The organism is Streptomyces sp. NPDC038707 (assembly GCF_040636485.1).
GTDB lineage: Bacteria > Actinomycetota > Actinomycetes > Streptomycetales > Streptomycetaceae > Streptomyces.
In genome coordinates, this window is record NZ_JBEZUP010000034.1 from 38,233 (window position 1) to 63,738 (window position 25,506).

At 72.0% G+C, this 25,506-nt stretch carries 25 protein-coding genes and 1 riboswitch; of the genes, 20 read left to right on the forward strand and 5 right to left on the reverse strand.

What is annotated here, in order from left to right; translation table 11 throughout:
- Window positions 1–80: 80 nt before the first annotated feature.
- Window positions 81–185, reverse strand: a riboswitch (glycine riboswitch).
- A gap of 177 nt (window positions 186–362) precedes the next feature.
- The 11 genes from AB0E62_RS32410 (at window position 363) to AB0E62_RS32460 (ending at window position 12,853) form a co-directional block, all read left to right on the forward strand.
- A complete protein-coding gene (locus AB0E62_RS32410) occupies window positions 363–1,031 on the forward strand; it encodes an AAA family ATPase (protein ID WP_362201921.1) in 669 nt (222 codons plus the stop codon).
- A gap of 66 nt (window positions 1,032–1,097) precedes the next feature.
- Window positions 1,098–1,877, forward strand: a complete 780-nt coding sequence (locus AB0E62_RS32415; protein WP_362201924.1) for an enhanced serine sensitivity protein SseB — start codon at window positions 1,098–1,100, stop codon at window positions 1,875–1,877.
- Between the two features lie 161 nt (window positions 1,878–2,038).
- On the forward strand, window positions 2,039–2,830 hold the full coding sequence (locus AB0E62_RS32420) for an enhanced serine sensitivity protein SseB C-terminal domain-containing protein (RefSeq protein ID WP_362202050.1): 792 nt from the start codon (window positions 2,039–2,041) through the stop codon (window positions 2,828–2,830).
- A 350-nt stretch (window positions 2,831–3,180) separates the two neighbouring features.
- The gene (locus AB0E62_RS32425; RefSeq protein WP_362201927.1) at window positions 3,181–4,179 is read left to right on the forward strand and encodes an ABC transporter permease; all 999 of its coding nucleotides are present in this window, start codon (window positions 3,181–3,183) and stop codon (window positions 4,177–4,179) included.
- Between the two features lie 35 nt (window positions 4,180–4,214).
- A complete protein-coding gene (locus tag AB0E62_RS32430) occupies window positions 4,215–5,987 on the forward strand; it encodes an ABC transporter substrate-binding protein (RefSeq protein ID WP_362201930.1) in 1,773 nt (590 codons plus the stop codon).
- 72 nt (window positions 5,988–6,059) lie between these two features.
- A complete protein-coding gene (locus tag AB0E62_RS32435; protein ID WP_362201933.1) occupies window positions 6,060–7,067 on the forward strand; it encodes an ABC transporter permease in 1,008 nt (335 codons plus the stop codon).
- The gene (locus AB0E62_RS32440) at window positions 7,064–8,155 is read left to right on the forward strand and encodes an ABC transporter ATP-binding protein (RefSeq protein ID WP_362201936.1); all 1,092 of its coding nucleotides are present in this window, start codon (window positions 7,064–7,066) and stop codon (window positions 8,153–8,155) included. Before AB0E62_RS32435 ends, AB0E62_RS32440 begins: the two co-directional genes overlap by 4 nt.
- On the forward strand, window positions 8,152–9,708 hold the full coding sequence (locus AB0E62_RS32445; protein WP_362201939.1) for a dipeptide ABC transporter ATP-binding protein: 1,557 nt from the start codon (window positions 8,152–8,154) through the stop codon (window positions 9,706–9,708). The genes AB0E62_RS32440 and AB0E62_RS32445 overlap by 4 nt, the downstream gene beginning before the upstream one ends.
- A 98-nt stretch (window positions 9,709–9,806) precedes the next feature.
- Complete coding sequence (locus AB0E62_RS32450; RefSeq protein WP_362201942.1) at window positions 9,807–11,198, forward strand: M1 family metallopeptidase; 1,392 nt, start codon at window positions 9,807–9,809, stop codon at window positions 11,196–11,198.
- 46 nt (window positions 11,199–11,244) lie between these two features.
- Window positions 11,245–11,904 (forward strand): trimeric intracellular cation channel family protein, encoded by a 660-nt coding sequence (locus AB0E62_RS32455; RefSeq protein WP_362201945.1) that lies wholly within the window; start codon window positions 11,245–11,247, stop codon window positions 11,902–11,904.
- An 88-nt stretch (window positions 11,905–11,992) separates the two neighbouring features.
- The gene (locus AB0E62_RS32460; protein WP_362201948.1) at window positions 11,993–12,853 is read left to right on the forward strand and encodes a thioesterase family protein; all 861 of its coding nucleotides are present in this window, start codon (window positions 11,993–11,995) and stop codon (window positions 12,851–12,853) included.
- On the opposite strand, the gene AB0E62_RS32465 is transcribed toward AB0E62_RS32460, so the two are convergent.
- Entirely contained in the window at window positions 12,840–13,421 is a 582-nt protein-coding gene (locus AB0E62_RS32465) for a TIGR03086 family metal-binding protein (protein WP_362201954.1), read from the reverse strand. The two genes, AB0E62_RS32460 and AB0E62_RS32465, sit on opposite strands and share 14 nt — an antisense overlap.
- 142 nt (window positions 13,422–13,563) lie before the next feature.
- Here AB0E62_RS32465 and AB0E62_RS32470 point away from each other — a divergent pair, with 142 nt between their 5' ends.
- Window positions 13,564–14,544: a WYL domain-containing protein gene (locus tag AB0E62_RS32470; protein WP_362201957.1), complete on the forward strand. Its 981-nt coding sequence runs from the start codon at window positions 13,564–13,566 to the stop codon at window positions 14,542–14,544.
- A gap of 764 nt (window positions 14,545–15,308) precedes the next feature.
- On the opposite strand, the gene AB0E62_RS32475 is transcribed toward AB0E62_RS32470, so the two are convergent.
- Window positions 15,309–15,935 carry a TetR family transcriptional regulator gene (locus AB0E62_RS32475; RefSeq protein WP_362201960.1) on the reverse strand — a complete coding sequence of 209 codons (627 nt, stop codon included), beginning with the start codon at window positions 15,933–15,935 and terminating at the stop codon, window positions 15,309–15,311.
- Window positions 15,936–16,080: 145 nt separating this feature from the next.
- Here AB0E62_RS32475 and AB0E62_RS32480 point away from each other — a divergent pair, with 145 nt between their 5' ends.
- The 3 genes from AB0E62_RS32480 to AB0E62_RS32490 all read left to right on the forward strand — a co-directional run bounded on the left by AB0E62_RS32480 (window position 16,081) and on the right by AB0E62_RS32490 (window position 17,848).
- On the forward strand, window positions 16,081–16,245 hold the full coding sequence (locus tag AB0E62_RS32480; RefSeq protein ID WP_030614499.1) for a hypothetical protein: 165 nt from the start codon (window positions 16,081–16,083) through the stop codon (window positions 16,243–16,245).
- A gap of 52 nt (window positions 16,246–16,297) precedes the next feature.
- Window positions 16,298–16,579 carry a DUF4190 domain-containing protein gene (locus tag AB0E62_RS32485; protein WP_362201963.1) on the forward strand — a complete coding sequence of 94 codons (282 nt, stop codon included), beginning with the start codon at window positions 16,298–16,300 and terminating at the stop codon, window positions 16,577–16,579.
- 99 nt (window positions 16,580–16,678) lie between these two features.
- A complete protein-coding gene (locus AB0E62_RS32490) occupies window positions 16,679–17,848 on the forward strand; it encodes a cysteine desulfurase family protein (RefSeq protein ID WP_362201966.1) in 1,170 nt (389 codons plus the stop codon).
- On the opposite strand, the gene AB0E62_RS32495 is transcribed toward AB0E62_RS32490, so the two are convergent.
- Complete coding sequence (locus AB0E62_RS32495; RefSeq protein ID WP_362201969.1) at window positions 17,841–18,530, reverse strand: N-acetylmuramoyl-L-alanine amidase; 690 nt, start codon at window positions 18,528–18,530, stop codon at window positions 17,841–17,843. The genes AB0E62_RS32490 and AB0E62_RS32495 overlap by 8 nt on opposite strands.
- Before the next feature lie 60 nt (window positions 18,531–18,590).
- On the opposite strand from AB0E62_RS32495, the gene mnmA reads away from it, so the two are divergent.
- A complete protein-coding gene (gene mnmA / locus AB0E62_RS32500; protein ID WP_362201972.1) occupies window positions 18,591–19,724 on the forward strand; it encodes a tRNA 2-thiouridine(34) synthase MnmA in 1,134 nt (377 codons plus the stop codon).
- A 1-nt stretch (window position 19,725) separates the two neighbouring features.
- Here mnmA and AB0E62_RS32505 read toward each other — a convergent pair whose 3' ends face one another.
- Both AB0E62_RS32505 and AB0E62_RS32510 read right to left on the reverse strand, forming a co-directional pair.
- Entirely contained in the window at window positions 19,726–20,520 is a 795-nt protein-coding gene (locus AB0E62_RS32505) for an alpha/beta hydrolase (RefSeq protein WP_362201975.1), read from the reverse strand.
- Between the two features lie 63 nt (window positions 20,521–20,583).
- A complete protein-coding gene (locus tag AB0E62_RS32510; RefSeq protein WP_362201978.1) occupies window positions 20,584–20,907 on the reverse strand; it encodes a DUF427 domain-containing protein in 324 nt (107 codons plus the stop codon).
- A 65-nt stretch (window positions 20,908–20,972) separates the two neighbouring features.
- Here AB0E62_RS32510 and AB0E62_RS32515 point away from each other — a divergent pair, with 65 nt between their 5' ends.
- From AB0E62_RS32515 to ligA, 4 genes are read left to right on the forward strand one after another with little or no spacing between them, the layout of a single operon-like run.
- Window positions 20,973–21,512, forward strand: a complete 540-nt coding sequence (locus AB0E62_RS32515; protein WP_362201981.1) for a TIGR00730 family Rossman fold protein — start codon at window positions 20,973–20,975, stop codon at window positions 21,510–21,512.
- Between the two features lie 7 nt (window positions 21,513–21,519).
- A complete protein-coding gene (locus AB0E62_RS32520) occupies window positions 21,520–22,218 on the forward strand; it encodes an SDR family oxidoreductase (RefSeq protein WP_362201984.1) in 699 nt (232 codons plus the stop codon).
- A 47-nt stretch (window positions 22,219–22,265) separates the two neighbouring features.
- The gene (locus tag AB0E62_RS32525; RefSeq protein WP_362201987.1) at window positions 22,266–23,273 is read left to right on the forward strand and encodes a methionine synthase; all 1,008 of its coding nucleotides are present in this window, start codon (window positions 22,266–22,268) and stop codon (window positions 23,271–23,273) included.
- A 14-nt stretch (window positions 23,274–23,287) separates the two neighbouring features.
- Window positions 23,288–25,483, forward strand: coding sequence for an NAD-dependent DNA ligase LigA (ligA, locus tag AB0E62_RS32530; RefSeq protein WP_362201990.1), 2,196 nt, complete (start codon window positions 23,288–23,290; stop codon window positions 25,481–25,483).
- Window positions 25,484–25,506: the final 23 nt, after the last annotated feature.

A 25,506-nucleotide genomic window follows, 5' to 3' on the forward strand; every position in this document is an offset into this window, starting at 1 on the left:
CCACGACCGCCACGGGGACGATCGCCGGCTTGCACCTTGGGTGGGACCGCCGACGGCGGCGGCCCGCTTTTCAGATGTGCCTCGCCCGCGCGGTAACGGGGCCTGAGAGATTCAAGGGAGGGACTTGCTCCTTCGGCGCCCCAGGCGGCCCCGAGGGGGCCCGGGGACTCTCCCGCGCGGATTCAAACGGCCGGTATGCAGTTGGCGGGCTCATCATTGCACGCCGCACCCCGGCCATCCAGAGCACGCCGGTTGTGACCGACCTGTGGCCGTACGCACACGAACCGCCGACCGTTCTCCATTACCTTCTCTTTACACAGAACGGGCAGGGGATCGACCGAGCCCCCGGGAGGACGATCACGGTGAACAGGACCTCGGCCTACGCCGCCCACGCCGGTCCCGCGGTGCCGGGACAGCCCTCCGCGGCGGCCCGCGAGCGGGGCGCGGACCGCCCCGCGCCGGTCGTCCGCGACCTGCGCGACCGGGCCGGGCGCAGCCCGCACGCCCTCCTCTTCGGCCCCCGCGACCTGGTGGTGATCACCGGCCTGCCCGGCAGCGGCAAGTCCACCCTGATGCGCCGCGCGGTCACCGGCCGCCGCGTCGACTCCCAGGACACCCGCGACCACTGGCAGGCCCGCGTCCCCGGCTTCCTGCCCTACGCGCTCTACCGCCCCCTGGTCCGCCTCGCCCACTACGCCGGACTGCGCCGGGCCCTGCGCACCGGCGAGGGACTCGTCGTGCACGACTGCGGCACCCAGCCGTGGGTGCGCGCCTGGCTGGCCCGCGAGGCCCGGCGCCGGGGCGGCACCCTGCACCTGCTGCTCCTGGACGTCAGCCCCGAGACGGCCCGGCAGGGCCAGCGCGAGCGCGGCCGGGGCGTCTCCCGCTACGCCTTCGGCCGTCACCGCCGCACCACCGCCCGGCTGCTGCGCGCGGTGGAGAAGGGGAGACTGCCGGCCGGCTGCGGTGCGGCGGTGCTGCTGGACCGGGACGCGGCGGACGTCCTCGTCCGCGTCGGCTTCACTCGGTGAGGCACTGTCGGCGCCACCCGCTAGCCTTCATGGTCACACCAGTGGTTCCCAGCAGGCGGTAGGCACATGGACTTCCCGGCGGACTTCCCGGCACAGGCGCACCCGCACCCGCACGGCGGTTGGCCCGGCAACGAGCTGGAGGAGGTGTTGTCGGCCTCCCTCGGCATCCCCGCGGCGGGCGGCCGGATCGTCGAGGTCCTCGGCCGCAGCTTCCTGTGGATCCCGCTGCCGAACGGCGGGGGCCCGGACAGCGGCCCGCTGGACCTGCCGACGCTGGACATCGGCGGCCAGGCGTACGTCCCGGTGTTCAGCTCCGAGGAACAGCTGCGCCAGGTGGCCGGCTCCCACATGGCGTACACCATCGCCCCGGCGGTGGAGTTCGCGCGCGGTCTGCCCCCGCAGGTGGGGATCGCCGTCAACCCCGAGGGCGTGGTCGGCATACCGCTGCCGCCCGAGGCGGTGGCCGAGCTGTGCCGGGTGGGCCGCACCCCGCTCGACGGCCCGGGCACCGGCGGCCGGGTCCGCCTCTTCGAGCCCGACTGGCAGGACGACCCGGTCGACTTCCTCGCCGCCGCCCGTGCCGAGTTCGCCGAGACCGGCGTGGTCCTCACCGCCCGCCGCTGCCTGGCCGCCGTCGAGACGGCCGACCCGGCGCTGTTCGTGGGCGTCGAACTCTCCCAGTGGGAAGGAGACCTGCGCGCCCTGCCCCTCCAGGCCCTCGGCAGGGCCCTGACCGCGGTCCCCGTCAAGTGGCCCGTCAACCTGGTCCTCCTGGACGTCACGGACGACCCGGTGGCGACCTGGCTGAAGACGAACGTCCGCCCCTTCTACCAGTACGGCCACTGACCCGAGCCCCGCAGGGGCGCGGGGAACCCTCCACGCACCCGCACACGCGAGCGAACCGAAGGCCCCGAGCCGGTAGGCGCATAAGCTGTGCTCAAACGCCGGGTCACAGAAAAGAAGGGGCACACCAGGTGAGCGCGAGCCACAGCGGCAGCGTCGAGCACATGCTGCGCCAGGTCACGCCCGGACGCTACGACGCCTACGAGGCCCTGCTCCGCGCCCTCGCCACCCCCTCCGCCGGCCAGGTCTTCATGTTCCTGTGGCACGGCCAGGCCGGCGCCCCGGACGCCCAGTACGGGACCATGGAGGTGGACGGCTTCCCCTACGCCCCCTGCGTCACCTCCGCCCAGGAGCTGTCGGCCAGTGGCTGGAACCGTTCCTACGAGGTGGCCGACGGCCTGGACGTGGCCCGCATCCTCTACCCCGACCACTACGGCCTCTGGCTCAACCCGCACGCCCCGGGCGGCGGCGTCGGCATCCCCTGGCCGGACCTGCGCCGCATCGCGACCGGTCTGGACCGCCAGCCCGCCGGCCCGCTGCGCCTGTCGGAACCCGGCATCGAGATCCCGCAGTTCTACGCCCTGCTGGCGCAGAACGCGCACCGCACCCCCGCGCTGCGCTCGCTGCGCCGCGCCTGGGTGCAGCCGGCGCTCGGGGCGCCGTACCTCGCCATCGGGCTGGACGTGTACGACACCTCGCCCGCCGCGGTGGACTCGGTGCGGGCCATGATGCAGCAGTCCATCGGCGCGGTCCCGGAGGGGCTGCCGGTCTCGACGGTCGCCATGACCGACGGCTACGACCCGGTGGTGATGTGGATGCGGGCCCACGCGCGCCCCTTCTACGACCGCGAGGCGCACGCCCCGGTGCCGCCGCAGCAGCCCCCGCTCCAGGTGCCGCCCCCGCCGCAGACCCCGGCCGGCGGGTACGGCTATCCGCCGGCGCACGGCGGCTACTGACCAACTCGGCGGCCGAGCGGGTTTATTGACGGAGCCGCATAATCCATAGGATCGGGTCGCTTCTGCGCGCGTAGACATCGACCCGAACGTCCGGAACCGCATGGAATCGCCGTTCTGTCCCAACTGACCCACGTCCGGGGGACGTTACCCGCTGTTCGGATAACGGAATCCCCCGCACTGCATCACGGTTGCGCATACTTTCGCCGTCAGCTCTGGCGGGTGATCACAACCACGCTGAAGACTCGCGACTCAGACACGAGGCCGCGGCCTTGTGATCGATGGCAAGTCGACAAAGCCGCAATCCGCGGCAGGCGCAGGCCGGTCACCACCGGCGAGAGGGGTCGCTCACCGTGACCGCACCGATCGAGACCACCGGGGCGGCAGCCGAGGCACAGCCGGAGGCTGTGCTGGAGGGTGCCGGTAAGGGGCAGATCGAGGGTCGTTCCCTGGGCCAGATCGCCTGGACCCGGTTCAAGAAGGACAAGGCCGCCGTCGCCGGCGGCGTCATCGTGATCCTGCTGATCCTCCTCGCCGTCCTCTCGCGCCCCATCCAGGCCGTGTTCGGCCTCGACCCCAACGCCTTCCACCAGGACCTGATCACCCCGGACACCTCGCTGCCCACGGGCAGTTGGGGCGGCATGAGCGCGGACCACCCGCTCGGTGTGGACCCGAAGTTCGGCCGGGACATCGCCACCCGCATCCTGGAGGGCTCCTGGGTGTCGCTGGTGGTCGCCTTCGGCGCCACCATCCTGTCCAACGTCATCGGCGCGATCATGGGTGTCATCGCGGGCTACTACGGCGGGCGGGTGGACTCGATCATCAGCCGGCTGATGGACACCTTCCTCGCCTTCCCCCTCCTGCTGTTCGCGATCGCCATCTCCGCCACCCTCCAGGGCGGCGCCTTCGGCCTCAACGGCCTGCCGCTCCACCTGAGCGTGCTCATCTTCGTCATCGGCTTCTTCAACTGGCCGTATCTGGGCCGGATCGTGCGCGGCCAGACCCTGGCCCTGCGCGAGCGCGAGTTCGTCGACGCGGCCCGGGGCATGGGCGCCAAGGCCCCGTACATCCTGTTCCGGGAACTGATGCCGAACCTGGTCGGCCCGATCATCGTCTACTCGACGCTGCTGATCCCGACCAACATCATCTTCGAGGCGTCGCTGAGCTTCCTCGGCGTCGGCATCCAGCCCCCGCAGGCGTCCTGGGGCGGCATGCTCCGCGAGGCTGTCACCTACTACCAGGTGGACCCCCAGTACATGATCATCCCCGGACTCGCCATCTTCGTCACCGTCCTGGCGTTCAACCTGCTCGGTGACGGTCTCCGCGACGCTCTCGACCCGCGCAGCCGCTGAAGCCTGCTGCGGAGAGTCCGACAATTTTCCAATCAATGGAGGGGAAAGCGCCCATCATGCGAAGGTCAGCGCTGGCCGCTATCGCGGCCATCGGCTCCGCCAGCCTGTTTCTTTCGGGTTGCAGCAAGGCCGATGACAACACCAACGAGAACGGCACCAAGTCGGCCGGGGCCAACGCCGCGACCAAGGGCGTCGTGAACGCGTCGGACAAGAAGGGCGGCACGGTCACCTACGAGATGTCCGACGTCCCGGACTCCTTCGACCCGGGCAACACGTACTACGCGTACATGTACAACCTCAGCCGGCTGTACGCCCGTCCGCTGATGACCTTCAAGCCCGGCCCGGGCGACGAGGGCAACACCCTCGTCCCGGACCTCGCGGCGAGCAAGGGCCAGCCCAGCGACGGCGGCAAGACCTGGACGTACAAGCTGCGTGCGGGCCTGAAGTACGAGGACGGCACGCCGATCACCTCGAAGGACGTCAAGTACGCCGTCGAGCGCTCCAACTTCGCGCGTGACGTGCTCTCCCTCGGCCCGAACTATTTCCAGCAGTTCATGGCCGGCGGCGACAAGTACAAGGGCCCGTACAAGGACAAGAACCCCAAGGGCCTTTCCTCCATCGCGACGCCGGACGACACCACGATCGTCTTCCACCTCAAGCAGGCCTTCCAGGAGTTCGACTACCTGGTCGCCACCCCGCAGACGGCTCCGGTGCCCAAGGCGAAGGACACCGGCGTCGACTACGTCAAGCACATCGTGTCCTCCGGCTCCTACAAGTTCCAGAGCTACGAGGACGGCAAGCAGGCCGTGCTCGTGCGCAACGAGAACTGGGACCCGAAGACCGACCCGCTGCGCAAGCAGCTGCCGGACAGGATCGTCGTCAAGCTGAAGGTCAACCCGGAGACCATCGACCAGGACGTCACGGCCGGCAACGCCATCGACCTGGTCGGCACCGGTGTCCAGGCCTCCACCCAGGCCGAGGTGCTCACCGACGAGGCCAAGAAGGCCAACACGGACAACACCTACGGCGGCCGCCTCGTCTACCTGGCGATCAACAGCAAGCTGAAGCCGTTCGACAAGCCCGAGTGCCGCAAGGCCGTGCAGTACGCCATCGACAAGGTCTCCGTGCAGACCGCCGAGGGCGGCCCGGTCCGCGGTGAGATCGCCTCCACCGTCCTGCCCCCGGACATCCCGGGCTACGCCAAGGCCGACGCCTACGCCACCAAGGACAGCAAGGGCGACGTCGCCAAGGCCAAGGACCAGCTGAAGGCCTGCGGCAAGACCTCGATCTCCACCAACATCACGGCCCGCTCGGACCGTCCGCAGGAGATCGACGCGGCCACCGCGATCATCAACTCGCTGAAGAAGGTCGGCATCAACGCCAGCCTCAAGCAGTACCCGTCCGGCAAGTACTTCACGGACTACGCCGGCGTGCCGAAGTTCACCCAGAAGCAGAACATCGGCCTGATGATGATGCAGTGGGGTGCCGACTGGCCCTCCGGCTACGGCTTCCTGCAGCAGATCCTGAACGGCAAGGCGATCAGCCAGTCCGGCAGCACCAACCTGTCGCAGTACGACAACAAGGAAGTCAACCAGCTGCTGGGCAAGGCGATCGCCACCCAGGACACCGGCGAGCGCAACAGCCTCTACACCCAGATCGACAAGAAGACCATGGACGACGCCGTCCTCGTCCCGCTGACCTACTTCAAGGTCCTGCTGGGCCGTCCGCAGAACTACACCAACCTGGTTTCCACGGCGGCCTTCAGCGGTCAGTACGACTACCTCAACATCGGCGTCGCGTCGAAGTAGCAGCCCCGGAAGGCAGGTGAAGGCATTGGTGCCCGTGGGCCTCCCCGCCCGCGGGCACCAGCGCCGGCCCCCGTGATCTCGTACATCCTCCGCCGGACGTTCGCGGCAGTGATCCTGCTGCTGGTCGTCTCCGCGGTCACCTTCGCCATCTTCTTCCTGCTGCCGCGACTCGCCGGCCAGACGGCGGACCAGCTGGCACAGCAGTACATCGGCAAGAGCCCGTCGAAGGCGGACATCGCCGCGGTCAAGCACAACCTCGGTCTGGACCAGCCCGTCTACGTCCAGTACTGGCACTTCATCAAGGGGATCGTGGCCGGCGCCACGTACGACCTCGGCCCGACCACGGTGCACTGCGACGCGCCGTGCTTCGGCTACTCCTTCAAGAACCACCAGGCGGTCTGGCCGGAGCTGACCTCCCGCATCCCGATCACGGCCTCGCTGGCCGCGGGCGCCGCCGTGCTGTGGCTCATCTCCGGTGTGGTGGTCGGCGTGATCTCCGCGCTGAAGCCGCGGTCGTTCTTCGACCGCCTCTTCATGGGCGTCGCGCTCGCCGGTGTCTCGCTGCCCATGTTCTTCACGGGCAAGCTGGCGCAGCTGCTCTTCACCGTGCAGATCCCCATCTTCGGTCGCACCTACGTCCCGCTCACGGAGAACCCGGCGCAGTGGGCCAACACCCTCTTCCTGGCCTGGTGTTCGCTCGCCCTGCTGTACTCCGCCATCTACGCCCGGCTGACCCGCTCGGGGATGCTGGAGACGATGAACGAGGACTTCATCCGCACCGCCCGGGCCAAGGGCCTGGTCGAGCGCCGGGTGGTGGTCAAGCACGGGCTGCGCTCCGCGCTCACCCCGATCATCACCGTCTTCGGCATGGACCTCGGTCTGCTGCTCGGCGGCGCCGTGATCACCGAGTCCGTGTTCTCGCTGCACGGCATCGGCGAGTACGCGGTGCAGGGCATCACCGACAACGACCTGCCCAAGATCCTCGGCGTGACCCTGCTCGCCGCCTTCTTCGTCGTGATCGCAAATCTTGTGGTGGACGTGCTCTACGCCGCCGCCGACCCGCGGGTGAGGCTCTCGTGACCGAACTCTCCAAGACCGGCACCGCGGCGGGCGAGTCCGCCCCCGCCAAGGCCTCCGAAGCCTTCCTCGAGGTCCGCGACCTCAAGGTCCACTTCCCGACCGACGACGGCCTGGTCAAGTCCGTCGACGGGGTCAGCTTCTCGCTGGAGAAGGGCAAGACCCTCGCCATCGTGGGCGAGTCCGGCTCCGGCAAGTCGGTGACCTCGCTGGCCATCATGGGCCTGCACCGGCTCGGCGCGCGCGGCAAGAACGTGCGGATGTCCGGCGAGATCTGGCTGGACGGCAAGGAACTGGTCTCCGCCTCCCCGGACGAGGTGCGCAAGCTGCGCGGCCGGGAGATGGCGATGATCTTCCAGGACCCGCTGTCCGCGATGCACCCCTACTACAAGGTCGGCGACCAGATCGTCGAGGCGTACCGGGTGCACCACGACGTCAGCAAGAAGGTCGCCCGCACCCGGGCCATCGAGATGCTCGACCGGGTCGGCATCCCCGAGCCCGCCAAGCGCGTCGACGGCTACCCGCACGAGTTCTCCGGCGGTATGCGCCAGCGCGCCATGATCGCCATGGCCCTGGTCAACAACCCCGAGCTGCTCATCGCGGACGAGCCGACCACCGCCCTCGACGTGACCGTCCAGGCGCAGATCCTCGACCTGATCCGCGACCTCCAGAAGGAGTTCGGCTCCGCGGTCATCATGATCACGCACGATCTCGGCGTGGTCGCGGAGATCGCCGACGAGGTCCTGGTGATGTACGGCGGCCGGTGCGTGGAGCGCGGCCCGGCCGACGAGGTCTTCGAGCAGCCGCAGCACCCCTACACCTGGGGCCTGCTCGGCTCGATGCCCCGCATCGACCGCGAGACCTCCGAACGGCTCATCCCGGTCAAGGGCCAGCCGCCGAGCCTCATCAACGTCCCCTCGGGCTGTGCCTTCCACCCGCGCTGCCCGTACGCGGACATCCCCAAGGGGAACGTCACCCGCACGGTGCGCCCCGAGCTGGAGCAGGTGAGCACCGGGCACTGGTCGGCCTGTCACCTCCCGACCGAGGACCGCCAGCGGATCTGGACCGAAGAGATTGCGCCGAAGCTGTGAGTGAGACCAAGAAGACGGACGAGGCCGCGATCCCCCAGCAGGCGCCGGCCTCCGAGGGCTCGGCGGACCGCGAGGTGCTGCTCAGGGTCGAGGGCCTGACCAAGCACTTCCCGATCAAGAAGGGCATCCTGCAGCGTCAGGTCGGCGCCGTGAAGGCCGTCGACGGCATCGACTTCGAGGTGCGCAAGGGCGAGACCCTGGGCGTGGTCGGCGAGTCGGGCTGCGGCAAGTCGACCATGGGCCGGGTCATCACCCGTCTCCAGGACCCGACCGGCGGGAAGATCACCTTCGAGGGCCGGGACATCACGCGGCTGAGCAGCGGACAGATGCGCCCGCTGCGCCGCGACATCCAGATGATCTTCCAGGACCCGTACGGCTCCCTGAACCCCCGCCACACCATCGGCTCGATCGTCTCGGCGCCCTTCCGGCTCCAGGGCGTGGAGCCCGAGGGCGGGGTGAAGAAGGAGGTCCAGCGGCTGCTGTCGCTGGTCGGCCTCAGCCCCGAGCACTACAACCGCTACCCGCACGAGTTCTCCGGCGGCCAGCGCCAGCGCATCGGCATCGCCCGCGCGCTCGCCCTGAAGCCGAAGCTGGTGGTCGCGGACGAGCCGGTCTCCGCGCTGGACGTGTCGATCCAGGCGCAGGTCGTCAACCTCATGGACGACCTCCAGCAGGAGCTGGGCCTGACGTACGTGATCATCGCCCACGACCTCTCCGTGGTCCGGCACGTCTCGGACCGGATCGCGGTGATGTACCTCGGCAAGATCGTGGAGCTGGCCGACCGCACCTCGCTGTACGAGGCGCCGATGCACCCGTACACCAAGGCGCTGATGTCGGCGGTGCCGGTGCCGGACACCAAGCGCCGGGGGCAGAAGAACGAGCGCATCCTGCTCCGCGGTGACGTGCCCTCCCCGATCGCCCCGCCCTCCGGCTGCCGGTTCCACACCCGCTGCTGGAAGGCGACGGAGATCTGCCGGACGACCGAGCCGCAGCTCGTCGAGCTGAAGCCGGGCCAGCGGGTCGCCTGCCACCACCCGGAGAACTTCGCCGACCAGGCCCCGCAGGACACCGTCCTGCTGTCGGCGGCGAAGAAGGCGTCGGAGCTGGTCCCGGACACGGTCGTCTCCGACGGCACGGCCGAGGAGAAGCCGGCGGCCGTGAAGGAACCGGCGGCGGAGAAGGCGCCGGCGGGCGAGGCGGAGCCGGCGGCGGAGGAGAAGCCGGCCGTCGAGAAGGAGCCGGCCGCGAAGGGCACGGCTTCCGAGGAGGCCCCCGAAGAGGCCCCCGCTTCCGGGTCGGCCGAGGCGACCGCGTCCGCCAAGGCCGCCGCGTCCGCCGAAGCCGTCGCCGAGGCCGCCGACACCGCTCCGGCTCCCGAGGCCGCCGCGGCCGCCGCGGCGGCGGAGACGTCCGGGGAGAAGACCGGCCCCGGCGCGAAGTCCACGCCGAAGGCGACCGGCAAGGCGACCGGCAAGGCGACCGGGAAGGCGGCCAAGAAGACGCCGGGCAAGCCCTCCACCGGGACCGGCTCCCAGGAGCCGTCCGGCACCTGACGCATGACGACTGAGCAAAGTCATGTACATGCTTGAACGGGAGAGTGCAGAGTCGTCCGTGTCCGACCACTGATCGGCACGCTCGAGAGGGACGACCCATGGCACTCTCCCGTTCGGCACGTATCGGAGTCCTCGTCACCGCGGCGGCCTCCTTCCTGGCCATCGCCGCCTCCGCGCCCCCCACCCCGGGCGCCCCCGGCATCGGCGACCCCTACTTCCCGCGCCTCGGCAACGGCGGCTACGACGCCCGCCACTACGACCTGGACGTGGCCTACGCCCCCGCCACCGGCCGCCTGGACGGCCGTACCACCCTCACCGCACGCGCCACCCAGACCCTCTCCTCCTTCGACCTCGACCTCCAGAAACTGGAGATCACCAGAGTGGAGGTGAACGGAAGGAGGGCCCGGTTCACCCGGGACGGCGACGAGGTCACCGTCACCCCGCGCCGGGCGCTGCCCGAGGGCCGTGACTTCACCGTCTCCGTCACCTACGGCGGTGTGCCCGAGGCCCTCGGCGGGCCCATCGTCTTCGGCTCCGACTACGGCTGGATGAAGACCGCCGACGGCGTCTTCGTCGCCTGCGAGCCCAACGCCGCCTCCACCTGGTTCCCGTCCAGCGACCACCCCGCCGACAAGGCCACCTACGACATCCGGATCAAGGCGCCCAAGGGCCTGACCGCCGTCTCCAACGGCCGGCTGGTGTCGACGCGCGACCGGGGCGACTCGACGTACACCCACTGGCGGGAGTCCAAGCCGATGGCGACCTACCTCGCCACCGCCACCATCGGGAAGTTCGACGTGCGCACCGGGCGGACCCCCGGCGGCATCCCGGTCTACGTGGCGATCGACCCCGTGCTGAAGAACGGCAACAACGTCGACGTCTACGGCGTCACCTCCGCCGTCACCGACTACTGGTCGCAGGTCTTCGGGCCGTACCCCTTCGAGGAGACCGGTGCCATCGTCGACGACATGCCGGAGGCCGGGTTCTCGCTGGAGGTGCAGTCCAAGCCCGCCTACTCGGCCGTGCGCAGCGAGACGACCATCGCGCACGAGCTGGCCCACCAGTGGTTCGGCGACTCGGTGAGCGTGGCGCACTGGAACGACATCTGGCTCAACGAGGGCTTCGCCACCTACGCCCAGTGGCTGTGGGCCGAGCACCAGGGCACCCGCTCCGCCCACGACTCCTTCCGCGCCGGATACGACTCCCGGCCCGCGGACTCCGCGTTCTGGCAGGTCAGGCCGGGCGCCCCGGAGCGGGACACCATGTTCGCCTCCGCCGTCTACCAGCGCGGGGCGATGACGCTCCAGATGCTGCGCGAGCGGATCGGCGACCCGGCCTTCTTCCGGCTGCTGCCCGCCTGGACCGAACTCCACCGGTACGGCAACGCCTCCACCGCCGACTTCGTCCGCCTCGCCGAGCGGATCAGCGGGCGGCAACTGGACGACCTCTTCCGCACCTGGCTGTTCACACCAGGGAAACCTGCGCTCTGACCTGGCTTTGTAAGGTCTGGGCGCGCTGGCGGGTGAAAATGTCACGGTGCAGCTCCAGCAACTCTTCAGTCCCTCCGTCCAGCACACGCTCGATGTGATCGGGATATTCGTGTTCGCGATCTCCGGCGCCCTGCTGGCCGTCCGGAAGAACTTCGACGTGTTCGGCATCGCCGTGCTCGCCGAGGTCACCGCGCTGGGCGGCGGGCTGTTCCGTGACCTGGTCATCGGGGCCGTCCCCCCGGCGGCCTTCACGGACCTCGGGTACTTCGTCACCCCGCTGCTCGCCGCGCTCGTCGTCTTCTTCCTGCACCCGCACGTGGAGCGCATCCAGGCGGCGGTGCTCGTCTTCGACGCGGCCGGCCTCGGCCTGTTCTGCGTCAGCGGCACGACGAAGGCGTACAGCCACGGGCTCGGCCTGACCGCCTCGGCGACGCTGGGCCTGGCCACCGCCGTGGGCGGCGGTGTGCTGCGGGACGTGCTGGCCAACGAGGTGCCCTCGCTGCTGCGCTGGGACCGCGACCTGTACGCGGTCCCGGCGATCGTGGGCTCCGCGATGGTCGTGCTGTGCATCCGCTACGACATCCTCACCCCGTTCACCAGCGGGCTCGCGGCCCTCACGGCGTTCGTGCTGCGCCTGCTGGCGATGCGGTTCCACTGGCGGGCACCGCGAGCGTGGAACCGGCGCTCGACGGTGACGGAGGAGTAGACGGAGGAGTAGACGGAGGAGTAGCCGTCCCGGAACCAGGGGGGCAGAAAGCTACCGCTTAGTATTTTCATGTTGTAGCGTTTCGCGCATGGCAGAAGCAGCTACCGTACCCGCCACGCCGGCCGCGATCGGCGACAGCGAGTTCGACCGCGACACCGCGGTCACCCGGCGCGAGCCCGGCGTCTACGACATCGACCTCTCGGCCGGCTGGACCATCATCAGCGCCGTCAACGGCGGCTATCTGCTGGCCGTCCTCGGCCGGGCCCTCGCGGACACCCTCCCGCATCCGGACCCCTTCTCCATCACCGCCCACTACCTGACCGCCTCCCGGCCCGGCCCGGCGGTCGTGCGCACCGAGACCGTCCGCACCGGCCGCACCGTCTCCACCGGCCAGGCCTCGCTGTTCCAGTACGACGACGAGGGCAACGAGGTCGAACGCATCCGCGTCCTCGCCTCCTACGGCGACCTGGCCGCCCTCCCCGACGACGTCCGTACGACGGCCACCCCGCCCGCGATCCCGCCGCTGGAGCGGTGCTTCGGCCCCGAGGACGGCCCGGCGCCGATCGACGGCAGCAACGCCATCGCCGACCGGCTGATGATCAAGCTGGACCCCGCCACCACCGGCTGGGCCCTCGGCACCCCCTCCGGCAAGGGGGAGATGCGCGCCTGGTTCGGCCTCGCCGACGGCCGCGACGCCGACCCGCTCTCGCTGCTCCTCGCCGTGGACGCCCTGCCGCCCACCGCCTTCGAACTGGGCCTCAAGGGCTGGGTGCCGACCGTGGAACTCACCGTCCACGTGCGCCACCGCCCGGCCCCCGGCCCGCTGCGCGTGTCGATCACCACCCGCAACCTGGCCGGCGGTTTCCTGGAGGAGGACGCCGAGGTCTGGGACAGCGCGGACCGGCTGGTCGCGCAGTCCCGCCAGCTGGCCCGGGTCAGGCTCGGCTGAGCGGCGTACGCCCCAGCCAGGCCGCCAGCCGCTCGTAGGGGCCGGCTTCCTCGGGGGCCGGCACCGGCGCGTCGAAGGGCCGGCCCTCCCGGGGCCCGTCGGGCAGCGCCTGCCGGGCCGCGGCCAGCGCGAAATCGGCCAGTTCCGGGTCGAGCGCGAGCGGCCGGCCGACCGCCTCGGACAGGTCCCAGGTGTGCGTCACGATCTCCATGACGTACGCCGACAGGGCGGCCCGCCCGGAGACCTCCCCCCAGGGGACCGTCACCGACGAGGCCATCCGCTCGTCGCTCTCCCAGGCCCTCAGGGTCTGCTCCCGGACCCCGTCGTAGGCCTTCGCCCAGCCGTCGTCGGGCACGTCCGGGGCGGTCAGCGGCTCGCCCTGCGCCTCACCCGCCTCGCCGACGAGGGCGATCCGGCGGGTGCCGCCGACGACATGGCCGAGCAGCGCGCGCACGTCGTACTCGGTACAGGGCGTGGGCGCGGTCAGCTGCTCGGGGCGCACGGTCCGGATCAGCCGGGCGGCCTGGGCGGTGGCACGGGTGTACAGCGGGCGGGGATCGGTGGTCATGACCGGCCTTCCTTCGGGTGCGTGGGCTCCGCCGCGGCGGGCGGTGCGGTGCGGTCCGTTCGGTTCGCGAGTACGTTCCCCGGGAAACCTGACATCCGCCGTCAGGTTTGCCACGGGGCCCGCCCGGCGACACCCTGGCGCGGTGAAGTCCGACCGGCTGCTGTCGATCCTGCTGCTCCTGCAGACCCGGGGCCGGGTCCCGGCGCCCGAACTCGCCGAGCGGCTGGAGGTGTCGGTCCGCACCATCTACCGGGACGTGGAGGCGCTGTCCGCCGCCGGGGTCCCGGTCTACGCCGAACGCGGCCGGCACGGCGGCATCGGGCTCCTCGCCGGTTTCCGCACCGATGTCACGGGGCTGACCGCCGACGAGTCCCGGGCCCTGTTCGTCCTGGCCGCGCAGGGCGCCCATGCCGCGCTGGGCCTGGACGCGGCGCTCGCCTCGGCCCTGCGCAAGGTCATGGCCGCGCTGCCGGCCCCGCACCGCCCCGCCGCCGAGGTCACCAGCCGCCGGGTGCTGGTCGACGCCACCCGCTGGAAGAGCGGCCCGGAGCGGTCCGCCGACCTGGCGGTGCTCCAGGACGCGGTCTTCTCCGACCGGCGCCTCAGGCTGCGCTACCGGCACAGCGGGGAGCGGGAGGTGCGGACGTACACCGTCGATCCGTACGGCCTCGTGGCCAAGGCCGGAGTCTGGTACCTGGTGGCCGACCGGCGCGGCCGGCCCCGGCTGTTCCGCGCCGACCGGGTGCGCTCGGCCCGGCTGCTGGCGGATCCCGTACGGCGCCGGCCCGGGGTGGAACTCGCCGAGGTCTGGGAGGAGTTGCGGCAATGGGTGGAGGAGCGGGGCACCGGCATCGAGGTCACCGTGCGGGTCCGGCGCGAGCTGGCCGACATGTTCCGGCGGCTGGTCGCCGCCCAGCTGACGGCGGAGCCCGAGGACGACGGGGAGAGCCCGTGGGTCACCGCCCGGCTGGCCTACCCGACGCTCCGGGCGGTACGCCAGCTCCTCGGACTCTCCGACCGCGTCGAGATCCTGGACCCGCCCGAGGCCCGCGCGGAACTGGTGGCGGGGGCCCGTGCGGTACTGGCGCTGCACGGGGAGAGGGAAACGGCGGACGAGAGCTGAGGGAACCTGCGCCCGGGCGGGGCTCCGGCCGGCGGGCGCGGCCTGCGGTGGGAGGGGCTTCGGTCGGTGCCTGCTGCTGACGCTGAGAGAGTTGGCGGTCGGGTGCGGGGTTCCGGCGTTTGTGCGTGGGTGTGGGGGTCGCTGGAGGGGGCTGCCGTCGGGTCGGGCGGTGGTGGGGGCGAAGGCCGGGGGCGGGCGGGGCTCCGGTCGGTGCTTGCGGCTGGCGCTGAGGGGGTCTGTGCCCGGGCGGGGCTCCGGCCGGCGGGCGGGGTCTGCGGTGGGAGGGGCTTCGGTCGGTGCCTGCGGTTGACGCTGAGAGGGCTGGCGGTCGGGTGCGGGGTTCCGGCGTTTGTGCGTGGGTGTGGGGGTCGCTGGGGGGGCGTCGGGTCGGGCGGTGGTGGGGGCGAAGGCTGGGGGCGGACGGGGCTCCGGTCGGTGCTTGCGGCTGGCGCTGAGGGGGTCTGCGCCCGGGCGGGGTTCCGGCCGGCGGGCGGGGTCTGCGGCGGGCGGGGCTTCGGTCGGTGCCTGCGGTTGACGCTGAGAGGGCTGGCGGTCGGGTGCGGGGTTCCGGCGTTTGTGCGTGGGTGCGGGGGGCGCTGGAGGGGTCTGTCGTCGGGTCGGGCGGGAGCGCGGGCCGAGGCGGGGTGGCGCAGGCTACGGGCGGTGGGTGGGGGGTGGCGCGGGGCCGGGTCGGTCCGGTCTGTGGGGGCGGAGGGCGCTGAGGGGCTGCCGTCGGCCGGGCGGCGGGCCGGGGCCCGGCCGGGTCAGTCCAGCCAGTGGGTGCGGCCGAGGGTGATGAGGCGCAGCTGGCGGGTGGCGAGCCGGGTCACCCGCTGCCGCTCCTCCTCGGGGGCCTCCAGCGCCTCCAGGAACAGCGAGGCGGTGATGAGCATCTGGTCGACGTAGAGATGCGCGAGCATCAGCAGGTCGTCGTCGCTCCAGCCCTCGGCCTCCCGGTCCTTGGCCAGTTCGGCCCGCACCTCCTCGGCGAACCGGTGCAGCTGGGCCCGGATGGCCTCGCGCACGGGCTGGACGCCGCCGTGCCGTTCGCGGGCGATGAAACGCACGTGTGCGGGGTACTCGGCCACATGACGGGCGATCAACTGAACAGCGCGCGCGATGCGTTCCTCGCTGTCACCCGTCGTGGACACCGTCGTCCGCACCATCGGATGCAGGCTGCCCAGCGCCTCGTCGACCAGGGCCACCCCGAGGTCGGCGGTCGAGCGGAAGTGCCGGTAGAAGGCGGTCGGGGCGACCCCGACGGCCCGGGTGACCTCGCGCAGGCCCAGACTGCTCAGGCTCTGCTCCTCCAGCAGGGCGAGCGCCGCGTCGAGGAACGCCTGCCGGGTCTTCTGCTTCTGGGCCTGCCGGACGCCGAGGGTGTGACTCATGTCATCCAGTTAACAACTGTTCTCCGGAATTGGAAAGCCGCGGGAAGCGCTACACTCAAAGTCAGTGAACAACTGTTACTACAACTGTTCACCCAAACTTCACACCGGCCGAACACGAGGCATCCCGGAGGGGGGATTCGATCCCATGCTGTTCCTCGTCGCCGCGCTCATGCTGCTCGGAGTGGTGCTGGGCACCGTCGCCCACGCGCCGCTGACCGTCAGCGCCGTCCTGGCCGCCGTCATCGCCGTCTGGCTCGGCGTCTTCGCACTCCGCGAACGCCACGGCCGCCGCCGCACGTCGTCCGACTGACCGCCACGGCACGTCGTCCGACCGTGACGCAGACTTACGGGAGCTGAGCACCATGCACCTCACCGCACCGGCCGGCACCGGCCGCACCGCCACTCGTCCGCGCACCCGGGACGCCGACGGCATGGCCGTCGCGTCCTTCGTCCTCGGCCTGCTCGGCCTGCTCGTCCTCAACCTCTTCCTCGGCCCGGTCGCCATCGTCCTCGCCCTGGCCGCCCTGTGGCGCGGCACCGGCCGCCGGGGCCGCGCCTGCCTGGGCCTCGCCCTGGGCGTCGCCGACCTGGTGGTCCTGGTGACCGCGATGGAGATGACCGGGACGGTGTCCTGGAGCCTGTGAGCAAGCGCGGGCGGGCCCGGCGGGCCCGCGGCGCCGCTCGGCCCGGCTTCCCCTCGCCGCCCGACCCGGCCGCCGGGGCGCCGTAGAATCGGGCTCACCATGGCTTACCTCGACCACGCCGCGACCACCCCGATGCTCCCGGAGGCGGCAGAGGAACTGACCGCCCGGCTGAGCATCACGGGCAACGCCTCCTCCCTCCACGCATCCGGCCGGCAGGCCCGCCGTACGGTCGAGGAAGCCCGCGAGACCCTCGCGGAAGCGCTCGGCGCCCGCCCCAGCGAGGTCGTGTTCACCTCGGGCGGCACCGAGGCCGACAACCTCGCCGTCAAGGGTCTGTACTGGTCCCGCGCCGCCGCCGACCCCGCCCGCACCCGCATCCTCGCCAGTCCCGTCGAGCACCACGCCGTCCTCGACGCCGTGCACTGGCTCGGCGAGCACGAGGGCGCCACCGTCGAGTACCTCCCCGTCGACGGCTACGGCCGCGTCCACCCCGAGGCGCTGCGCGAGGCCATCGCCCGCGACCCCGACGACGTAGCCCTGGCCACCGTGATGTGGGCCAACAACGAGATCGGCACGATCATGCCGGTCCGCGAACTCGCCGAAGTGGCCGCCGAGTTCGGCGTCCCGCTGCACGCCGACGCGGTCCAGGCCTTCGGCCAGCTCCCCGTCGACTTCGCCGCCTGCGGCCTCGCCGCCATGACCGTCTCCGGCCACAAGATCGGCGGTCCGTACGGCATCGGCGCCCTGCTCCTCGGCCGCGAGTACACCCCCGTACCCGTCCTGCACGGCGGCGGCCAGGAACGGCACGTCCGCTCCGGCACGCTCGACGTGCCCGCCGTCGCCTCCTTCGCCGTCGCCGGCCGGCTCGCCGCCGAGCGCCGGGAGCGGTTCGCGCGGGAGGTCGGCGGCCTGCGCGACCGGCTGGTCGACGCCGTGCGCGAGGCCGTACCGGACGCGATCCTCGGCGGCGACCCCGCACCCGGCGGCCGGCTCCCCGCCAACGCGCACTTCAGCTTCCCCGGCTGCGAGGGCGACTCCCTGCTGCTCCTGCTGGACGCCCAGGGCATCGAGTGCTCCACCGGCTCCGCCTGCACCGCGGGCGTCGCCCAGCCGAGCCACGTCCTCCTCGCCACCGGCACCGACCCGGACCTGGCCCGCGGCACGCTGCGCTTCTCCCTCGGCCACACCTCCACCGAGGCGGACGTCGAGGCCGTGGCGAAGGCGATCGGCCCGGCCGTGGAGCGCGCCCGCGCGGCGGGGCTCACCTAGGGACTCCCGCCCGCCCGGCGCCGGCGAGGCGCAGATACCGCTCCCAGTCCCACAGCCGCCCCGGGTCCGTGTGGTCCGTGCCCGGCACCTGGGCGTGCCCGATGACGTGCTCGCGGTCCACGGGGATGCCGTAGCGCCCGCATATCGCGGCCGTCAGCCGGGCCGAGGCCGCGTACAGGGCGTCGGTGAAGGACGCCGGGTCGTCCACGAAGCCCTCGTGCTCGATGCCGACGCTGCGTTCGTTGTACTCCCGGTTGCCCGCGTGGAAGGCCACATCCAGCTCGCGGACCAGCTGGGTGATCCGTCCGTCCGCGCGCACGATGTAGTGCGCCGCCGCGCCGTGCCCGGGATCCTGGAAGGCCCGCACCGCCGACGCGTACCCGCCCTGGGTGACATGCACGACCACCCGGTCCACCGGGTAGTCGGCCGGCCGGTCCGCCCGCCGGTAGTTCGCCGCCGAGGCCGCCACCCAGCGCGCGCCCCGGAAGTCCACCGCACCCGCCACCCGCGGCTTGTCCACCCCGGGCAGCCGCCACCACGACCGGGACAGCTCCTCGCGGGCCAGCAGCGCCGTGCCCACGGCCGCCGCGGCCCCGCCGATCAGCAGGGCCCGCCGCCCCAGCCGCCGGTCCCCGTCACCCGCGGGCGGTCCCGCCCCCGCCGGACCTGTCGTCGCCCCCATGCCACCGTCAACGGACAACCGGCCGACCAGGTTCCCGCGCCCCCGTACCCTGGAAGGGTTATGACTGACACCTCGCAGCGCACCCGCCCCCTCCGCGTCCTCGCCGCCATGTCCGGCGGAGTGGACTCCGCCGTCGCCGCCGCGCGTGCCGCGGAGGCAGGCCACGACGTCACCGGCGTGCACCTCGCGCTCTCCGCGAACCCGCAGTCGTTCCGCACCGGCGCGCGGGGCTGTTGCACCATCGAGGACTCGCGCGACGCCCGCCGCGCGGCCGACGTCATCGGCATCCCGTTCTACGTCTGGGACCTCGCCGACCGCTTCCGCGAGGACGTCGTCGAGGACTTCGTCGCCGAGTACGAGGCCGGCCGCACCCCGAACCCGTGCCTGCGCTGCAACGAGAAGATCAAGTTCGCGGCGCTGCTGGACAAGGCGCTGGCCCTCGGCTTCGACGCCGTGTGCACCGGCCACTACGCCAAGGTGATCGTCAAGGAGGACGGCTCCCGCGAGCTGCACCGCGCCTCCGACATGGCCAAGGACCAGTCGTACGTCCTCGGTGTGCTGGACGACAAGCAGCTCGCGCACGCGATGTTCCCGCTCGGCGACACGGTCACCACCAAGGAGGAGATCCGAGCGGAGGCCGAGCGCCGGGGCCTCGCGGTGGCCAAGAAGCCCGACTCGCACGACATCTGCTTCATCGCCGACGGCGACACCCAGGGCTTCCTGGCCCGGCGGCTCGGCAAGGCCGAGGGCGACATCGTGGACGAGTCCGGCAGCAAGCTGGGCACCCACGAGGGCGCGTACGGCTTCACCGTCGGCCAGCGCAAGGGCCTGCGGATCGGCACCCCGGCCCCGGACGGCAAGCCGCGCTACGTCCTGGACATCTCCCCGGTCACCAACACGGTCACCGTCGGCCCGGCCGAGGCCCTGGACGTCACCGCGCTCACCGCGATCAGGCCCCGCTGGTGCGGCACCGCCCCCACCGGCCCCGGCACCTACACGGCCCAGCTGCGCGCGCACGGCGGCGAGACCGAGGTGAGCGCCGAACTCGTGGCCGGCGAACTGCGCGTGACCTTCACCGAGCCGGTCCGCGGCGTCGCCCCCGGCCAGGCCGTCGTGCTCTACGACGGCACGCGCGTGGTGGGCTCGGCGACGATCGCGTCCACCACGCGCGCGACGGCGGCGACGGCGGTCTGAGTCACGAAGGGCCCTGGCCGGCGAAGAACTCCGCCAGCACCGGCCCCAGCACGTCCGGTTCCACCATGTGGGTCTGGCCCGGCAGGACGCGGTACGTGCCCCGCGGCACGGCCTCCGCGACCGCCTGGCCGGCCCGGTGCATCCACTCCGGGCTCGCGCCGCCCGCGACCGCGAGGACGGGTACCTGGATCCCGGCGAGCAGGTCCCGGGGGAGCAGGCCGTCGCCCATGACCGCGTCGTCGTGGGCGAGGCTGGGCGCCAGCGTCTCCAGGCCCGCCCACATCGGGGACTGGCGGGCGCGCAGGATCATCTCCTCGCCGAGGCCGGTGTGGCGCAGGAACAGCTCCACCGCGTCCCCGCGCCGGCCCTCGGCCAGGGCCTCGGTCAATTGCTCCGTGTAGGCCGCCGCGCGCGCCCGGCCGTCCGCCAGGTGGTCGGCGTACGGCACCTCGTACACAGCCGCCCGGGTCACCGGCACCCCGCCGGCCGCCGCGCGCAGGACCAGCGCGCCGCCCGAGGAGACCCCGCACAGGGCCGCCTCGCCGCCCACGGCGTCGATCAGCGCGGCCAGGTCCTCCACCTCGCGGTCGACCGCGTACGGCGCCGTGTCGCCGCTCTCGCCGCGGCCCCGGCGGTCGTGGACGACGGCCGTGCAGCGCTCCGCGAGACGCTCGGCCAGGGGCAGCAGGGTGCCGCCGGTGGACATCGCACCGCTCACCAGGATCACCGTCGGCCCGTGGCCGGTCACGTGGTACGCGAGCGGGGTGCCGTCGCGGGAAGTCGTCTTCTTGTCCATGCCCGTGCAGACTGCCGCACGGCACCCCGCTCACCGGTCACGACACGGCGGTACCCGGGACGGTCAGGAGACCTCGGTGTCGTAGAAGCAGTAGTGGTCCTTCAGTTCCGCCATGCCGGGCTTGGGCTCGGGGTACGCCCAGACGAGGTCGGCCGCGTCCGGCAGCGACCAGTAGGACGCCGTGCCCTTGTACGGGCAGACGGTGTGCGTGTCGGAGGGGGTCAGCAGATCGAGGCGTACGTCCTCGGCGGGGATGTAGTACCGCACCGGACAGCCCGTCTCGCGCAGCTCCAGCGGACGGTCGGTCTCCGCGAGCACCTGGCCGTCGCGCACCGCGCGCACGTGCCGCTCGCTCTTCTGGATCGTGATCGTGTGTCCATCGGTCATACCTGAACAGCACCGGACGGACCGCGCTTCTTCCCGCCCGGCCCGGGCGCCGTACGGTATGAGCCATGAACATCTGCGTCTTCCTGTCCGCCGCCGACCTCGACGAGCGGTACACGCGCCCCGCGCGCCAGTTCGCGGAACTGATCGGCAAGGCCGGTCACACCCTGGTCTGGGGCGGCTCCGACAGCGGTCTGATGAAGGTGGTCGCCGACGGTGTGCAGGAGGCGGGCGGCAGGCTGCTGGGCGTCTCCGTCGAGTTCCTGGCGAACAAGGCGCGGCCCGGCGCCGACGAGATGATCATCGCGGCCGACCTCGCCGAGCGCAAGAAGCTGCTGCTGGAGAAGGCCGACGCCGTGGTGATCATGGTGGGCGGCACCGGCACCCTGGACGAGGCCACCGAGATCCTGGAGCTGAAGAAGCACGGCCGCACCGAGAAGCCGGTCGTGCTGCTGAACACGGCGGGCTTCTACGACGGCCTGCGCGAGCAGTTCCGCCGCATGGAGGCCGAGGGCTTCCTGCCCCGCCCGCTGGCCGAGCTGGTCTTCTTCGCCGACGAGCCCGCCGGCGCCCTGGCCCACCTGGAGGAGCAGCTCGCCGGGCACTGATGCGAGCATGGGCCCCATGGCTACTCATGTGATCACCGGGGCCGGTTCCGGCATCGGCGCGGCCGTGGCCCGCCGGCTGCACGCGCGCGGGGACGCCCTCGTGCTGCACGCGCGCGACGCGGGCCGCGCCAAGGAGCTGGCGGCCGGGTTCCCCGGCGCCCGCACCCTGGTCGGCGACCTCGCGGACCCGGACAAGCTGTCCTGGGCCTTCTCCCACCAGACGCTGCCGGACCGGGTGGACTCCCTGCTGCACATCGCCGGCGTCGTCGAGCTGGGCCAGGTCGGCGACCTCACCCCGAAGTCCTGGCACCACCAGCTGAACGTCAACCTGATCGCGCCCGCCGAGCTGACCCGGCACTTCCTGCCGCAGCTGCGGGCGGCCCGCGGCCAGGTGGTGTTCGTCAACTCCGGGGCCGGACTGAGCGCGAGTGCCGGCTGGTCCGGGTACGCCGCCTCCAAGCACGGCCTGAAGGCCCTCGCCGACGCCCTGCGCCAGGAGGAGCGCGCGAGCGGCGTCCGCGTCACCTCCGTCTACCCCGGCCGCACCGCCAGCCCCATGCAGGCCAAGGTGCACCAGCAGGAGGGCAAGGACTACGACCCGGGCAAGTGGATCGACCCCGAGTCCGTCGCCACGACCATCCTGATGGCCCTGGACCTGCCCCGGGACGCGGAGGTCAACGACCTGTCGGTCCGCCCGGGGAGCTGACCCGGGCCCGTACCGACCGGGGCCGCCGGGTTCCGTAGGCTTCCCTGGTGAGCGAAAACAGCCAGTTCAGGTTCCCGGGAGCCACCGGCGTGGGCTCCCTGCCCGGCACCGACGCCAGGGAGGCCGCCAAGACCGTCACCGGCAGCTTCGAGGACTTCCCGTTCCTCGCCGAGCTGCCCGCGCGCGGGCCCGGCGCCGACATGATCGGCCGGACCGCCGGGATGCTCGTCGAGCTGTACGCGCGCGTGGAGCCGAGCGGCTGGCGGATCGGGGACCGGCCGGGCCGGGACACCCGGCGGGCCCGGTCCTGGCTCGTCGAGGACCTGGACGCCCTGGAGGAGTTCACCCAGGGCTACGAGGGCGACCTGAAGGTGCAGGCCGTCGGGCCGTGGACGCTGGCCGCCGCGCTGGAGCTGAGGAACGGCGAGGCCGCCCTGTCGGACCCCGGCGCCTGCCGGGACCTCGCCGCCTCGCTCGCCGAGGGACTGCGGCTGCACCTCGCCGAGGTGCGGCGGCGCGTCCCGGGCGCCCGGCTCGTCCTCCAGCTCGACGAGCCCTCCCTGACCGCCGTGCTGCGCGGCCGGGTCCGCACCGCCAGCGGCTACCGCACCCACCGCGCCGTGGACCGGCAGGTCGTGGAGGCCACGCTCCGGGACGTCGTCGCGGCGCACGACGGCGGGCCGGTGACCGTGCACTCCTGCGCCCCGGACGTGCCGTTCGCGCTGCTGCGGCGGGCCGGCGCGGCGGCCGTCTCCTTCGACTTCGCGCTGCTCACCGAGCGTGACGACGACCTGATCGGTGAGGCCGTCGAGTCGGGTACGCGGCTGTTCGCCGGTGTCGTGCCGGGCACGGACGGCCCGTTGTCGGACCCTGCCGGTAGCGTCATGGGTGTCAGGACGCTGTGGCGCAGGCTGGGGCTTCATCCGGGGTTGCTCGCGGAGGCGGTCACGGTGACCCCGGCGTGCGGTCTGGCGGGCGCTTCCCCCGCCTACGCGCGCCGGGCGCTCGCCCACTGCGTCCAGGCGGCGAGATCCCTCGCGGACAACCCTGAGTAACGGAGGACAACACGGTGGCCGGCGACAAGCAAGCGGAGACGACAGCGGTGCCCGCCGAGGCCCGCGAGACCCACGCGCGGCTGGCGGAGCAGGTCGAGGAGCACCGCTTCCGGTACTACGTGAAGGACGCTCCCGTCGTCAGCGACGCGGAGTTCGACGGGCTCCTGAAGTCCCTGGAGGAACTGGAGGCGCGCTATCCGGAGCTGCGCACCCCGGACTCGCCCACCCAGAAGGTCGCCGGCTCCTACGAGACGGAGTTCACCGCCGTCGCGCACCGCCAGCGGATGCTGTCGCTGGACAACACGTTCAACGACGAGGAACTGGCCGCCTGGGCCGACCGCATCGCGCGGGAACTGGGCGACCAGACCTACCACTTCCTGTGCGAGCTGAAGGTGGACGGCCTCGCGGTCAACCTCACCTACGAGAAGGGCCGGCTGACCCGCGCGGCCACCCGGGGCGACGGCCGCACCGGCGAGGACATCACGCCGAACGTCCGCACCATCGCGGAGATCCCCGACCGCCTCGGCGGCGAGGAGGTGCCCGACCTGGTGGAGATCCGCGGTGAGGTGTACTTCCCGATGGAGAAGTTCCTCGAACTGAACGAACGCCTGGTCGCGGCCGGTGACAAGCCGTTCGCCAACCCCCGCAACGCCGCCGCCGGTTCGCTGCGCCAGAAGGACCCGCGCGTCACCGCGACCCGCCCGCTGCACATGGTGGTGCACGGCATCGGCGCCCTGGAGGGCTTCACCGGCCTGACCCGGCTCTCCCAGGCGTACGACCTGCTGAAGACCTGGGGCCTGCCCACCTCCCCGCACAACCGCGTGGTCGACGGCCTGGACGGCGTGCGGGAGTTCATCGCGCACTACGGCGAGAACCGGCACTCCGTCGAGCACGAGATCGACGGTGCCGTGATCAAGCTGGACGAGATCCGCCTCCAGGGGCGGCTCGGCTCCACCGCGCGGGCGCCGCGCTGGGCGATCGCCTACAAGTACGCGCCGGAGGAGGTCAACACCAAGCTGGTCGACATCAAGGTGGGCGTCGGCCGCACCGGCCGGGTCACGCCGTACGCCCAGGTGGAGCCGGTCACGGTCGCGGGCAGCGAGGTGGAGTTCGCCACCCTGCACAACCAGGAGGTCGTCAAGGCCAAGGGCGTCCTCATCGGGGACACCGTGGTGCTGCGCAAGGCCGGCGACGTCATCCCGGAGATCCTCGGCCCGGTGGTCGACCTGCGGGACGGCAGCGAGCGGGAGTTCGTGATGCCGGACGCGTGCCCGGAGTGCGGTACGCCGCTGCGGCCCATGAAGGAGGGCGACGTCGACCTGCGCTGCCCCAACGCCCGTACCTGCCCGGCGCAGTTGCGCGAGCGGGTGTCGTACCTGGCGGGCCGCGAGTGCCTGGACATCGAGCACTTCGGCGAGGTGGCCGCCGCCGCGCTCACCCGGCCGCTGGAGCCGGCCGACCCGCCGCTGGTGGACGAGGGCGACCTGTTCGACCTGACGGTGGAGAAGCTGCTGCCCATCAAGGCGTACGTTCTGGACCCGGCCAGCGGACTGCCCAAGCGCGACCCCAAGACCGGCGAGGACAAGGTCGTCACGGTCTTCGCCAACCAGAAGGGGGAGCCGAAGAAGAACACCCTCGCCCTGCTGGCCAACATCGAGGCGGCCAAGTCCCGTCCGCTGGCCCGCTTCCTGAACGGGCTGTCCATCCGGCACGTGGGCCCGGTCGCCGCGCAGGCCCTCGCCCGCGAGTTCCGCTCCGTCGACCGCATCGAGCAGGCGACCGAGGAGGAGCTGGCGGCCACCGACGGCGTCGGCCCGATCATCGCCGCCGCGCTCAAGGAGTGGTTCGCCGAGGACTGGCACCGCGAGATCGTCCGCAAGTGGAAGGCCGCCGGGGTCCCGCTGGAGGACGAGGCGCCCGGCGAGGACGAGGGGCCGCGCCCGCTGGAGGGGCTCACGGTCGTCGTCACCGGCACGCTGGAGCACTTCACCCGGGACGGCGCCAAGGAGGCACTGCAGAGCCGGGGCGCGAAGGTGACCGGTTCCGTCTCGAAGAAGACCTCGTTCGTCGTGGTGGGCGACAACCCCGGATCGAAGTACGACAAGGCCATGCAGATGAAGGTTCCTGTGCTGAATGAGGACGGTTTCCAGATCCTGCTGGAGCAGGGCCCCGAAGCGGCGGCCGAAGTCGCGCTTCCGACCGAGGAGTAGCGGTTGAAGGCCACCCGTTCGGC

Bases quoted from the DNA above. Each gene is read 5' to 3' on its own strand.
- AB0E62_RS32485 (WP_362201963.1), top strand. From the start codon at position 16,298: ATGCACCTCACCGCACCGGCCGGCACCGGCCGCACCGCCACTCGTCCG.
- AB0E62_RS32415 (WP_362201924.1), top strand. From the start codon at position 1,098: ATGGACTTCCCGGCGGACTTCCCGGCACAGGCGCACCCGCACCCGCAC.
- AB0E62_RS32515 (WP_362201981.1), top strand. From the start codon at position 20,973: ATGAACATCTGCGTCTTCCTGTCCGCCGCCGACCTCGACGAGCGGTAC.
- AB0E62_RS32520 (WP_362201984.1), top strand. From the start codon at position 21,520: ATGGGCCCCATGGCTACTCATGTGATCACCGGGGCCGGTTCCGGCATC.
- AB0E62_RS32510 (WP_362201978.1), bottom strand. From the start codon at position 20,907: ATGACCGATGGACACACGATCACGATCCAGAAGAGCGAGCGGCACGTG.
- AB0E62_RS32480 (WP_030614499.1), top strand. From the start codon at position 16,081: ATGCTGTTCCTCGTCGCCGCGCTCATGCTGCTCGGAGTGGTGCTGGGC.
- AB0E62_RS32460 (WP_362201948.1), top strand. From the start codon at position 11,993: ATGGCAGAAGCAGCTACCGTACCCGCCACGCCGGCCGCGATCGGCGAC.
- mnmA (WP_362201972.1), top strand. From the start codon at position 18,591: ATGACTGACACCTCGCAGCGCACCCGCCCCCTCCGCGTCCTCGCCGCC.
- AB0E62_RS32420 (WP_362202050.1), top strand. From the start codon at position 2,039: ATGCTGCGCCAGGTCACGCCCGGACGCTACGACGCCTACGAGGCCCTG.
- AB0E62_RS32505 (WP_362201975.1), bottom strand. From the start codon at position 20,520: ATGGACAAGAAGACGACTTCCCGCGACGGCACCCCGCTCGCGTACCAC.
- AB0E62_RS32465 (WP_362201954.1), bottom strand. From the start codon at position 13,421: ATGACCACCGATCCCCGCCCGCTGTACACCCGTGCCACCGCCCAGGCC.
- AB0E62_RS32490 (WP_362201966.1), top strand. From the start codon at position 16,679: ATGGCTTACCTCGACCACGCCGCGACCACCCCGATGCTCCCGGAGGCG.
- AB0E62_RS32430 (WP_362201930.1), top strand. From the start codon at position 4,215: ATGGAGGGGAAAGCGCCCATCATGCGAAGGTCAGCGCTGGCCGCTATC.
- AB0E62_RS32495 (WP_362201969.1), bottom strand. From the start codon at position 18,530: ATGGGGGCGACGACAGGTCCGGCGGGGGCGGGACCGCCCGCGGGTGAC.
- AB0E62_RS32450 (WP_362201942.1), top strand. From the start codon at position 9,807: ATGGCACTCTCCCGTTCGGCACGTATCGGAGTCCTCGTCACCGCGGCG.
- AB0E62_RS32475 (WP_362201960.1), bottom strand. From the start codon at position 15,935: ATGAGTCACACCCTCGGCGTCCGGCAGGCCCAGAAGCAGAAGACCCGG.